Origin of the sequence: Bacillus sp. FF-1 (genome assembly GCF_028548245.1) — a bacterium.
Classification (GTDB): domain Bacteria; phylum Bacillota; class Bacilli; order Bacillales; family Bacillaceae_G; genus Bacillus_A; species Bacillus_A paranthracis.
Genome location: NZ_JAQQGG010000001.1, coordinates 757,403 through 770,118 on the forward strand (window position 1 = coordinate 757,403; position 12,716 = coordinate 770,118).

Sequence of the window (12,716 nt, forward strand, 5' to 3'; positions counted from 1 at the left end):
GATATAGGGAGAGAAGAAAAATGACAAAAAAACCTTATAAAGTAATGGCTCTATCAGCACTTATGGCAGTATTTGCAGCAGGAAACATTATGCCAGCGCATACGTATGCAGCTGAAAGTACAGTGAAACAAGCTCCAGTTCATGCGGTAGCAAAAGCTTATAATGACTATGAGGAATACTCATTAGGACCAGAAGGCCTAAAAGATGCAATGGAAAGAACAGGTTCAAACGCTTTAGTAATGGATCTGTACGCTTTAACAATTATTAAACAAGGTAATGTTAACTTTGGAAATGTATCGTCTGTTGATGCTGCTTTAAAAGGAAAAGTGATTCAGCACCAGGATACAGCTAGAGGAAATGCGAAGCAATGGTTAGATGTATTGAAGCCACAGCTTATTTCAACAAATCAAAATATCATTAATTACAATACGAAATTCCAAAACTATTATGATACTTTAGTTGCTGCGGTTGATGCAAAAGATAAAGCGACGCTTACGAAAGGGTTAACTAGATTATCAAGTAGTATTAATGAAAATAAAGCGCAAGTAGATCAGTTAGTAGAAGACTTAAAGAAATTCCGAAATAAAATGACGTCGGATACGCAAAACTTTAAGGGTGATGCAAATCAAATTACATCTATTTTAGCTAGTCAAGACGCTGGAATTCCGCTATTGCAAAATCAAATTACAACGTACAATGAAGCAATTAGTAAATATAATGCAATTATTATCGGTTCATCAGTTGCGACAGCTCTAGGGCCAATTGCAATTATCGGTGGTGCAGTAGTTATTGCTACAGGTGCAGGAACGCCGTTAGGAGTGGCGTTAATTGCAGGTGGTACAGCAGCTGTAGGCGGTGGTACAGCTGGAATCGTATTAGCAAAAAAGGAGCTTGATAATGCACAAGCTGAAATTCAAAAAATAACAGGACAAGTTACAACTGCTCAATTAGAGGTAGCAGGATTAACAAACATTAAAATACAAACGGAGTATTTAACAAATACAATTGATACTGCAATTACAGCGTTGCAAAACATTTCAAACCAATGGTACACAATGGGGTCAAAATACAATTCTTTACTTCAAAATGTAGATTCAATTAGTCCGAATGACCTTGTTTTTATTAAAGAAGATTTAAACATTGCGAAAGATAGCTGGAAAAACATTAAAGACTATGCAGAAAAGATTTATGCTGAAGACATTAAAGTAGTAGACACAAAAAAAGCATAATCGAATACGAATCGTTAGAGCGTTAAGTGTTGATGAATGATTTGAAGCTCCTGTTCAGTTGTGAGCAGGAGCTTTTTATACTCTTATAAAGAAACTAGGTGAAAAGTATGCAGAAACGATTTTATAAGAAATGTCTTTTAACATTAATGATTGCTGGGGTGGCAACGAGTAACGCATTTCCTTTACATACTTTTGCAGCAGAACAAAACGTAAAAATACAACAAGAAAATGCGAATGATTACTCTCTTGGCCCAGCAGGATTCCAAGATGTAATGGCACAAACAACATCGAGCATATTCGCGATGGATTCATATGCAAAATTAATTCAAAATCAGCAAGAAACGGATTTAAGCAAAATAAGTTCGATTAATGGTGAGCTTAAAGGGAATATGATTCAGCATCAAAGAGATGCAAAAATGAATGCGGCGTATTGGTTAAATAGTATGAAGCCTCAAATTATGAAAACGGATCAAAATATTATTAATTACAATAATACTTTTCAATCGTATTATAATGACATGTTAATAGCGATTGATCAAAAGGATAGCGGAAAATTAAAAGCGGATTTAGAAAAGTTGTATGCGGATATTGTAAAGAATCAAAATGAGGTAGATGGATTATTAGGAAATTTGAAAGCTTTTCGCGATAGAATGGCGAAAGATACAAATAGTTTCAAAGAGGATACAAATCAGTTAACAGCGATATTGGCAAGTACGAATGCAGGTATTCCAGCTCTAGAGCAACAAATAAATACATATAACGATTCGATTAAAAAGAGTAATGATATGGTTATTGCTGGTGGCGTACTTTGCGTAGCTCTAATAACATGTCTTGCTGGCGGACCGATGATTGCCGTCGCGAAAAAAGATATCGCAAATGCAGAACGAGAAATCGCTAATTTAAAAGATAGAATTTCTGGAGCGCAAGCAGAAGTCGCAATTTTGACAGATGTAAAAAATAAAACAACAAATATGACTGAAACGATTGATGCAGCAATTACAGCACTGCAAAACATATCAAATCAATGGTATACAGTAGGGGCAAAATATAATAACTTATTACAAAACGTAAAAGGAATTACTCCTGAAGAGTTTACGTTTATAAAAGAAGATTTACATACAGCAAAAGATAGCTGGAAAGACGTAAAAGATTATACAGAAAAATTACATGAAGGCGTAGCGAAGTAAACAGTGGACTAGTTCTGCTGTTTATTTTTTTATCCTGTTTTTGTGAGAGGTGGACTTGTAATTTGATATATAAATTTCTGATCAAGTCTTTTATATTTAATGTTTTAATGAAAAAAGCTATACTGTAAGCAAAACTAAAAATTGGAAAGGAAATACTAGAACATGGAAAATTATCTATTATTTATCCTTACAGCAATGTTAATCATAATGATGCCTGGTCCTGGTTTTGCACTAGTTACAAAAAATACTATCTCGCATGGTAAAAGTGGTGGGATAAAGACAGTTTTAGGAACGATATCTGGAATGATGATTCATACAATAATGGCTACGTTAGGACTCTCTGCTATTCTAATGAAATTTGCTATGTTATTTACATTTATAAAATGTGCTGGGGCTTTTTATTTAATTTACTTAGCTGTAAAGTCAATTAAAAGTGCCTTACATAAAAAAGAAGATATGTCAGGTCCAATAGAAATGGACTCTAAGAATATTGGGGCAATTAAAAGCTTTAGACAAGGATTTACTACGGCAATTTTAAATCCAAAAACTGCTGTGTTCTTCCTTAGTTTTTTACCTCAATTTATTGTAAGTAATCAAAATCATTTCCTCCAATTTCTTTTATTAGGAGTCACATTTACGACTTTGACCGCAATATGGTATTTGCTTTATATCTCGCTAATACGTCAATTAAGAACTTTTTTAAGAAAAGAACGAGTGAACCGTATAATGGAGGGTATTACGGGCGCAGTATTATTAGTATTTGGGGTTAGATTATTTTTCCAAAAATAAATATGTATATGAAAAGAGAAATAATCAATAGTGGTTATTTCTCTTATTTATTCTAATACTATTTCACACTTACATACTAATTTGAGTTTTAAAAATGAGTTTCTTAATAATCCGACCTGTTTGCTTAATAAAAAGATTCTACATTATGGGAGATAAGTCGCCCGTAAACGCCTAATTTGTGAGGGATGATAATCAGTAGGGGAGGGACAAACTCCCCATTGATTAAATTTCATTGTATATACTAAGCGGAGTAGAAGTTCAGGTATATAAAATTCAGTAGTCGAAATTTCTTGCATAAAGCTGTATAATGCTTGTAACGAAAAGGAAATACAGGAAAGGATTTGTATTGAGTTACTATGGATAAAGATAAACAACAATTAAGTGTTGAAGTTGCAAGATTATATTATCAATCAGATTATAGTCAGCAAGAAATTGCTAACAAATTAAATATTTCAAGACCGACAATTTCTAGACTATTAAAGTACGCGAAAGAAAAAGGATTTGTTCAAATTAGTATAGCCGATCCATTTGCTGATTTAGATAATGTCGGCAATTTACTGAAAGAAAAATATAACTTGTTAGAAGCACATGTTGTATTTTCCCCAGTGCCAGAATATGCAACGATTACAGAGTATATAAGTAAATATGCAGCTGAGTATATGGAAAAGACGGTTAAAAACGGTGATATCGTTGGTGTAAGCTGGGGAATGACGATGTATGAAATCGCTAGAAAAATCGTACCACAACATGTAAAAGGTGTAGAAGTTGTCCAGCTAAAAGGTGGTATTAGCCATTCGAGTGTAAATACATATGCAAATGAAACCATTGCATTATTTGCAGATGCTTTTCAAACGACGCCAAGAAATCTACCTCTTCCAGTTATATTTGATAATGCAGTGACAAAAGAATTAGTAGAGCAGGATCGACATATTCATCACATTATCGAAATGGGGAAACAAGCGAATATTGCAATTTTCACTGTAGGAACAGTGCGAGACGAAGCGCTATTATTCCGATTAGGTTATTTCGATAAGGATGAAACGAGTTTACTCAAAAAACAATCGGTCGGTGACATTTGTTCACGTTTCTTTGATGGAGACGGAAATATTAGTAGTGAAGAAATTAATAAGCGAACCATCGGAATTGAGTTAGAAGAACTAAAATTAAAGAAACGCTCTATTTTAGTTGCAGGTGGTAATAGAAAAATAAAAGCAATTGATGGTGCGTTACGTGGCGGATATGCAAATGTATTAATTATCGATCAGCATACGGCGAAAGAATTGTTACATTATCAAAAAGAAGATTAGAAATAAAAGGCTTTCTCAAGATATTCATTTTGAGAAAGCCTTTTATTTTGTTATGTATGAATTATGGGATTATTTTTGAATACAAATTGCCTTTTTTAAAATAATTATGGATATTGAGATACATACTACCATTGTTAATATAAAAAATTTGAATTTATATATGAAGTATTTCTTAGTTAGAATGCGCTTTATTTACTAGAAGGAAATTCCTTTTTAAAAAGAATGAACAAAATTTCAAAAGTATATTTACATTTGTTCAACTAAGAGTTAGAATGAAGTTGTTAAAAGATATGAGGAGTGAAGATAATGAATATTGCAAAGTTAATTGACCATACAATTTTAAAAGCTAATGCTACAAAAGAAGATGTTATGAAAGTAATCGAAGAAGCAAAGGAATATAAATTCGCTTCTGTTTGTATTAACCCAACATGGGTAAAGCTAGCTGCTGAGGAACTAGCTGGACATGATGTAGATGTTTGTACTGTAATCGGTTTCCCATTAGGAGCAAGCACGACTGAAACAAAAGCATTTGAAACAAAAGATGCTATCGCAAAAGGTGCAACTGAAGTTGACATGGTAATCAACGTAGGCGCTTTAAAAGATGGCGACGACGAACTTGTTGAAAAAGACATTTATGAAGTAGTACAAGCAGCAAAAGGAAAAGCTCTTGTAAAAGTAATCATTGAAACTTGTCTATTAACAGATGAAGAGAAAGTACGCGCTTGTGAATTATCAGTAAAAGCTGGTGCTGACTTCGTAAAAACTTCAACTGGATTCTCAACTGGCGGAGCAACTGCTGAAGATATCGCATTAATGCGTAAAACAGTAGGACCAAACGTTGGTGTAAAAGCATCTGGTGGTGTTCGTACACGTGAAGATGCAGACAAAATGGTAGCTGCTGGAGCTTCTCGTATTGGAGCAAGTGCTAGTGTTGCAATCGTATTAAATGATGCAAAAGGTGCTACAGATAACTACTAATCATTAGTGAAGTCAAGGGCAATAGATACACAAAGTAAAGTGTATCTATTGCTTTAACAATTGAAAGAAATGTAAGCGGATACGAACACGGGAGGAGATGGCTTATGAAATACTTAATCGGTGTTTTTGGCCTCGTATTGATTTTAGGTATCGCTTGGCTTGCTAGTAATGATAGAAAGAAAGTCAAATATCGTCCAATCATAACGATGGTTATATTACAATTCATTTTGGGGTTTCTATTATTAAATACAAGTGTAGGGAATATATTAATTAGCGGAATAGCAGATGGTTTTGGAGAGCTATTAAAATATGCCGCTGACGGTGTAAATTTCGTATTTGGTGGATTAGTAAATCAAAAAGAGTTTTCATTCTTTTTAAGTGTATTAATGCCAATCGTATTTATATCAGCTTTAATCGGTATTTTGCAACATATTAAAGTGTTACCTATTATTGTGAAATCTATCGGTCTAGCATTAAGTAAAGTAAATGGAATGGGGAAACTAGAATCATATAACGCTGTTGCTTCTGCGATTTTAGGACAATCTGAAGTGTTTATTTCAGTTAAGAAACAATTAGGATTATTGCCAGAGAAAAGAATGTACACATTATGTGCATCTGCAATGTCTACCGTTTCCATGTCTATCGTTGGATCGTATATGGTGTTATTAAAACCCCAATATGTTGTAACCGCTTTAGTGCTTAACTTATTCGGGGGCTTTATTATTGCTTCTATTATTAATCCTTATGAAGTTACTGATGAAGAAGATATGTTAGAAGTACAAGAAGAAGAAAAAAAGACTTTCTTTGAAGTATTAGGGGAATACATTATTGATGGATTTAAAGTTGCGATTACAGTAGCAGCTATGTTAATTGGTTTCGTTGCTCTTATCGCATTCATTAATGCAGTATTTAAAGGTGTAATCGGTATTTCATTCCAAGAAATTCTCGGTTATGCATTTGCACCATTTGCATTTATTATGGGTGTACCTTGGCATGAAGCAGTTAATGCCGGAAATATTATGGCAACAAAATTAGTATCAAATGAATTTGTCGCTATGACAGATTTAGCACAAGGAAACTTTAATTTCTCAGATAGAACGACAGCGATTATATCTGTATTCTTAGTTTCATTTGCAAACTTCTCTTCAATTGGAATTATTGCAGGGGCAGTTAAGAGCTTAAATGAAAAGCAAGGGAATGTAGTCGCAAGATTTGGTTTGAAATTACTTTTCGGTGCAACATTAGTAAGCTTCTTATCAGCAACAATCGTAGGCTTATTATTTTAATAGATTCATATCATATAAAAAGGAATGGTGATTGTAATGAGAATGGTAGATATTATTGCGAAAAAACGTGACGGCAAAGAATTAACAACTGAAGAAATCAAATTCTTTATTAATGGTTATACAGACGGAAGTATACCTGATTATCAAGTAAGTGCACTTGCAATGGCAATCTTCTTTAAAGATATGACAGATCGCGAACGTGCAGATTTAACGATGGCAATGGTGGAGTCTGGAGAAACAATCGACTTATCTGCAATTGAAGGAATTAAAGTAGACAAACATTCAACTGGTGGTGTTGGTGATACAACAACATTAGTATTAGGGCCATTAGTAGCTGCTTTAGATGTACCAGTAGCAAAAATGTCTGGTCGTGGTTTAGGACATACGGGCGGAACAATTGATAAATTAGAAGCAGTAGAAGGATTCCACGTTGAAATTACGAAAGAGCAGTTCATTGATATTGTAAACCGTGACAAAGTAGCTGTTATCGGACAAACAGGAAACTTAACACCTGCAGATAAAAAGATTTATGCATTACGCGATGTAACAGGAACTGTTAACTCAATTCCTCTAATTGCAAGTTCAATTATGAGTAAAAAAATTGCAGCTGGAGCTGACGCAATCGTACTTGATGTAAAAACAGGTGCTGGCGCGTTTATGAAAACAGAAGAAGATGCAAAAGAATTAGCACATGCAATGGTACGTATCGGAAATAATGTAGGACGTCAAACAATGGCTGTTATTTCTGATATGTCACAACCACTTGGTTTTGCAATCGGTAATGCTCTAGAAGTGAAAGAAGCAATTGATACATTAAAAGGTGAAGGTCCAGAAGATTTAACAGAATTAGTACTCGTATTAGGAAGTCAGATGGTTGTACTTGCGAAAAAAGCTAATACATTAGAAGAAGCGCGTGAAATGTTAATTGAAGTGATGAAGAACGGAAAAGCAACTGAGAAGTTTAAAGAGTTCTTAAGCAATCAAGGTGGAGATAGCTCGATTGTAGACAATCCAGAAAAAATGCCACAAGCGAAATATGTAATTGATGTACCTGCTAAAACTTCAGGTGTTATTTCTAACATTGTTGCTGATGAAATCGGTATCGCAGCTATGCTACTTGGTGCTGGTCGTGCAACAAAAGAAGATGAAATCGATTTAGCAGTAGGATTAATGTTACGTAAAAAAGTTGGAGATGCAGTAAAAGAAGGCGAGCCATTCGTAACGATTTATGCAAATCGCGAAAATGTAGAAGATGTAAAAGCGAAAATTTATGAGAACATTTCTATCGCTGAAACAGCAGTGGCTCCTAAATTAGTTCATACAGTTATTACTGACTAATCATAATTACACTTACTTTGAGGGGGAAATAATATGGATAAGAAAAAATATATTGAAGAAGCAAATAAGATGTTAGAAAAAGCATATATTCCGTATTCAAAATTTCCTGTTGGGGCAGCATTAGTTACGAAAGAAGGTAAAATTTATACTGGTTGTAATATAGAAAATGCTTCTTATGGTTTATGTAACTGTGCAGAAAGAACAGCAATCTTTAAAGCAGTATCAGAAGGTGAGCGCGACTTTAGTTACTTAGTTATTACAGGAGAAACGGACGGACCAATTTCACCATGTGGTGCTTGTAGACAAGTAATTGCTGAATTTTGTGATCCGAAAATGCCTGTATTACTAACGAATGTAAAAGGCGATGAAAAAGAAGTGACTGTTGAGCAATTACTTCCAGGTGCTTTTACAAATGACGATTTAAAATAAGTTAAAAGCCATTTTGCAATATTAATTGCAAAATGGCTTTTTTGTTTGAAAATTGAATGTAATATTTTGTTCATATTCCGTTCATAAACTTTGCGTAAAATGATTGCAGCGAATATGGAAAGTTTACAGCAGGAGGGATATAATGAAGAAATTCTATAATGGTGCTTGTAGTTACTTATTAATTTATGATTTTGCTCAAAAAGTCATTTAAATAGATAGGAGTGGAAAGTATGATAGCACTTTTATCAAGTATTGTAGCAGTCTGTATGGCTGTTGGTGTCATGTTTCTTCGCTTTAAAGCAGCGAAAAAACCGGTAACGAAAAAGAAAATTATATTGCCCCCATTTTTTATGAGTACTGGTGCTATGATGTACTTCTTACCAGCGTTTCGGTTAACGTCATTAGAAATAGTAGAAGCAATTACTGTAGGACTTATTTTCTCTATATTCCTTATTAAAACAACGAAGTTTGAAATAAGAAATGAACAAATATATATGAAACCGTCAAAAGCATTTATATTTATTTTAGTTGGATTATTAGCAGTGCGAGTAGTAATGAAATCGTATTTAAGTCAATCGATTGACTTAGCAGAGTTAAGTGGAATGTTTTTCTTACTCGCTTTTGCAATGATTGTATCGTGGAGAATTGCTATGTATCGCTCGTATGCTAAATTAGAAAAAACAATAAAAAGAGCTGGAATTTCTAAATAGGAAATCCAGCTCTTTTTATGTTTTATTGAAATTCTTTTGCGCGGAACTCATTTGCTTAATTTTAAACGTATTTGAGCATCTTGTAATGCGGCTGGTGTCACGTTAAGACCATTTTGATCAACAATTTTTGTGTTTAATAAAATGGAATCTAAGCTTCCACGAAATGTTTGTGTATAGTTTTGACGTAGCATTTGTTGTTCTTGTTTTTCATCAACTGTTAATCCAGTTGCTTTTTCTTTTTTTGATAATTCGTTAATACGTAATAAAATGTTTTTCATTTGTTTCACCTCTAATTTAATTTAATTACATTAGTTGCTTACTAATGTATAGTTATTTTAACGTGTAATTTTAATTATGTCAACACCATCAAAAAAGGTTAAAAATTGACGAAAAATTGTAACAATAATAAAATGAATTGATTAGATAATTATTTTTTAATCATACATAGAACGCTAGGGGGATTATTATGAAATCAACATTTTTTGCTCAAAATAGAGAACGATTAGTAAACACATTACCAGATGAATCGATTACAATTTTATTTGCTGGTCAAGCACCTCATATGTCAGCGGATGCACATTATAAGTTTGTGCCGAATCGGAATTTTTATTATGTAACAGGAATCGATGAACCAAATGTTATTTTTATGCTGAAAAAGTTTGGGAATTGTGTAGAAGAGACACTTTTCATTGAAAAATCAGATCCAGTAATGGAAAAATGGGTCGGTAAAACAGTTTCTAAAGAAGAAGCAGAGAAAATTTCTGGTATAAAGAAAGTTGTATATTTAGATAGTTTTGAGAAGACAATGTCAAATATACTCTTCACAGAAAATGTGAAGCATCTATATTTAGATTTAGAGCGTCGTGAGTGGAATGGTACAGAGACAAAAACGCTAGCATTTGCTAAACATGTAAGAGAACAATATCCACACGTAACAATTGGTAATGTATATCCGAATATTTGTGAATTGCGAGTGTTTAAAACAGAAGAAGAAATTGAAATTATGAAAGAAGCGATTGCTGTAACGAAAGACGGTATTTACAATGTACTTAAGCATGCAAAAGCAGACATAATGGAATATGAATTAGAAGCTCAGTTTGATTTCACACTGAAGTCATCTGGCATTAAGCATCATGCGTTCAATACAATTTTGGCAAGTGGGAAAAATGCTACAGTTCTTCATTATGAAGATAATGATGCGCAAATTCAAAATGGTGATTTAGTATTACTAGATTTAGGCGCTCAAAAAGACTACTATAACGCTGATATTAGTTATACATTCCCAGCAAATGGAACATTCTCTAGTCGCCAAAAACAAATTTATAATATCGTATTAAAAGCATTGAAAGAAACAACAGAGATTATTAAGCCAGGCTTAAAGTTCGCTGCATTAAATGAGCATGCTAAAAAAGTACTTGCAGAAGGGTGTAAAGCGGTTGGTTTAATTCAAGAAGATGAAGAGTTATCAAAATATTATTATCATGGTGTCAGCCATTTCCTTGGTTTAGATACGCATGATGTAGGGACATACAAAGATAGAGTATTAGAAGAAGGCATGGTTATTACAATTGAACCTGGTCTTTATATTGAAGAAGAATCGATTGGAATTCGTATTGAAGATGATATTCTTGTAACGAAAGACGGATACGAAAACTTGTCAAAAGATATCATTAGAGAAGTTGAAGAGATTGAAGCGTTTATGAGTGTAAATAATGAACATGTCAAAGGAAAACAAGCTGTAGTTAAATAATAAGAAAGTCATCACTAATTTATTTGAACTTTATCTCGAATCGTGGACAATTAAAAAATCCATGATTCGGGATAGGGTTCTTTTTATCTTCGAAATACTAATCTTTAATTATTAATCCTAATAAAGTCGCAAACTGAACAGCTTGATATGTAGATACTTTACATCCCCTTAAATCGCTCACTGAAACTGTCAGAGTATTAAAATTAGAAGAGCTAATATCGATCCCCTTCAGTGATGTCTGGTCAAAATTAGCTTCGTCAAGGCTACATAATTGGAATTCAACTTTTTTTAGTTTACAGTCAAAAAAATCTGCACTATTTAATGAAGTTTCATTAAATACAATCTTTTCTAGTTTAGAATTTCCAAATGCAGCTAAGTTCAAAATAGAATTCTCAAATTTAACATTTCCTAAGCTAGATTCTGTAAAATTAACCCCGATTAATTTACTGTTTTTAAATTCAACTCTGTGAACAGAAGAATTGCTTAAATTAACATTTGATAAATCACAGTTTTCAAAACAAACATCTGTAATATCAATATTGCTAAAGTCTGTATTCGTGAACTTACAATTCTTTATCACGGCATCATATAATCGTACTCTATCCACAGATTCATTTTCGAAAGTGGAATCGATAATTTCACACATTTCTAGTGTAGGATCTTCTTCATAAAAAATATCTTGAAAATTTTTTGAAGATAACTCTGGTGAAATTTTGGGTCTATCAATTTTCATGGTATATCAATCCTCTTCTATTTGATATATAAGTGTAATTTAGGTTTAGTGAATCCCCGAAAGGAACATTAGTTCTTATTATACACAATCATACGTTTTTTTGTGAAGAGGATTTTGGTTACCTTTTTCTAATTTAATAATCACAGTGTTATTGTTTCTTAAGAAATAAAGCCCTAATAAATAGGAGAACTGCTAATACATTCGTTACAGAGAAATCCTCTTGCATACCTAAAAGTATGGCTTCTTCTAAGGTTTCTGATTTAATAATTTTGTTTTAAGTGTTAGTGCATATGTTGTTTATACTCGTGTGAAGTTGAAGGAGTAAAATCGGGGAATGTTATGAATACCGAAACAATAATTACAACACTAATTGAAAGCAATAACAAAAAGCATCGGTGGATCACAGTAGAAAACCTTTCTGATAAAATTTGAATTATAAATGACATAGTAATCGTTATAGTAAATAAAAGGCTGATAAACAGTATACTATGAGCTTGTTGCGCATTTAGCATTTCTGTAATCATTGCTCCCATCATACTTGCCATTACCCCAGAGAACATTCCTTCTAAAGCAGTATATAGATGAAAACGTAGACCAACTAAAAAGCCGATACAACCACTAATTAAAATCGCAAGCAAAGTAGAATATAGCAATTCTCCTTTAAATAGAATACCTAAATAAAAACCTATACTTAAACCGATACTCATACTAAAAGACATAATAAATACCATATACTCCATTAGGGTACCACTACGTTTCGAAATATATGATGTAATAATAATTGAGATACAGCAAAGCATTAAGGCAGTTAATGTATAAGCAAACATCATGATACCTCCCTGTCCTATCATTCACTTCATCATATGTTCATATAGAGAGTACTTATGCTTATTTATATCTGCATATTATCTGCACAATTTCATAAATGAAAGCAAGGTGGCGTTTGATTTTTTTACGTGTGAACATGTGAAAGAAAGTGT

Annotated in this window: 13 protein-coding genes; 10 read left to right on the top strand and 3 right to left on the bottom strand. The window is 33.1% G+C overall.

Features of this window, described 5'->3' with window-relative positions:
- The first annotated feature begins 20 nt into the window (after window positions 1-20).
- From nheB to PQF83_RS04005, 9 genes are all read left to right on the top strand, one after another.
- Window positions 21-1,229 carry a non-hemolytic enterotoxin NHE subunit B gene (nheB, locus tag PQF83_RS03965; protein WP_000162969.1) on the top strand — a complete coding sequence of 403 codons (1,209 nt, stop codon included), beginning with the start codon at window positions 21-23 and terminating at the stop codon, window positions 1,227-1,229.
- Window positions 1,230-1,336: 107 nt separating this feature from the next.
- Complete coding sequence (gene nheC, locus PQF83_RS03970; RefSeq protein WP_001172007.1) at window positions 1,337-2,416, top strand: non-hemolytic enterotoxin subunit C; 1,080 nt, start codon at window positions 1,337-1,339, stop codon at window positions 2,414-2,416.
- 162 nt (window positions 2,417-2,578) lie between these two features.
- On the top strand, window positions 2,579-3,205 hold the full coding sequence (locus tag PQF83_RS03975) for a LysE family translocator (protein WP_000433004.1): 627 nt from the start codon (window positions 2,579-2,581) through the stop codon (window positions 3,203-3,205).
- 356 nt (window positions 3,206-3,561) lie between these two features.
- A complete protein-coding gene (locus PQF83_RS03980) occupies window positions 3,562-4,512 on the top strand; it encodes a sugar-binding transcriptional regulator (protein ID WP_000356563.1) in 951 nt (316 codons plus the stop codon).
- Window positions 4,513-4,818: 306 nt separating this feature from the next.
- The gene (gene deoC / locus PQF83_RS03985; protein WP_001017431.1) at window positions 4,819-5,490 is read left to right on the top strand and encodes a deoxyribose-phosphate aldolase; all 672 of its coding nucleotides are present in this window, start codon (window positions 4,819-4,821) and stop codon (window positions 5,488-5,490) included.
- Between the two features lie 104 nt (window positions 5,491-5,594).
- Window positions 5,595-6,776, top strand: coding sequence for a NupC/NupG family nucleoside CNT transporter (locus PQF83_RS03990; protein WP_000876184.1), 1,182 nt, complete (start codon window positions 5,595-5,597; stop codon window positions 6,774-6,776).
- A gap of 36 nt (window positions 6,777-6,812) precedes the next feature.
- The gene (locus tag PQF83_RS03995; protein ID WP_001983022.1) at window positions 6,813-8,114 is read left to right on the top strand and encodes a pyrimidine-nucleoside phosphorylase; all 1,302 of its coding nucleotides are present in this window, start codon (window positions 6,813-6,815) and stop codon (window positions 8,112-8,114) included.
- Between the two features lie 33 nt (window positions 8,115-8,147).
- Window positions 8,148-8,543 carry a cytidine deaminase gene (locus PQF83_RS04000; protein ID WP_000358525.1) on the top strand — a complete coding sequence of 132 codons (396 nt, stop codon included), beginning with the start codon at window positions 8,148-8,150 and terminating at the stop codon, window positions 8,541-8,543.
- Window positions 8,544-8,773: 230 nt separating this feature from the next.
- Window positions 8,774-9,253, top strand: a complete 480-nt coding sequence (locus PQF83_RS04005; protein ID WP_000561052.1) for a CcdC family protein — start codon at window positions 8,774-8,776, stop codon at window positions 9,251-9,253.
- A gap of 47 nt (window positions 9,254-9,300) precedes the next feature.
- Here the strand turns inward: PQF83_RS04005 and PQF83_RS04010 are convergent, their stop codons facing one another.
- Window positions 9,301-9,531 (bottom strand): DUF896 domain-containing protein, encoded by a 231-nt coding sequence (locus PQF83_RS04010; protein ID WP_000789848.1) that lies wholly within the window; start codon window positions 9,529-9,531, stop codon window positions 9,301-9,303.
- 188 nt (window positions 9,532-9,719) lie between these two features.
- Between PQF83_RS04010 and PQF83_RS04015 the strand changes: the two genes are divergently transcribed.
- On the top strand, window positions 9,720-11,003 hold the full coding sequence (locus tag PQF83_RS04015; RefSeq protein WP_000842993.1) for an aminopeptidase P family protein: 1,284 nt from the start codon (window positions 9,720-9,722) through the stop codon (window positions 11,001-11,003).
- 97 nt (window positions 11,004-11,100) lie between these two features.
- Here the strand turns inward: PQF83_RS04015 and PQF83_RS04020 are convergent, their stop codons facing one another.
- Both PQF83_RS04020 and PQF83_RS04025 read right to left on the bottom strand, forming a co-directional pair.
- The gene (locus tag PQF83_RS04020; protein WP_000687264.1) at window positions 11,101-11,736 is read right to left on the bottom strand and encodes a pentapeptide repeat-containing protein; all 636 of its coding nucleotides are present in this window, start codon (window positions 11,734-11,736) and stop codon (window positions 11,101-11,103) included.
- A 281-nt stretch (window positions 11,737-12,017) separates the two neighbouring features.
- Window positions 12,018-12,563: a hypothetical protein gene (locus tag PQF83_RS04025; RefSeq protein ID WP_000458505.1), complete on the bottom strand. Its 546-nt coding sequence runs from the start codon at window positions 12,561-12,563 to the stop codon at window positions 12,018-12,020.
- Between the last annotated feature and the right edge of the window lie 153 nt (window positions 12,564-12,716).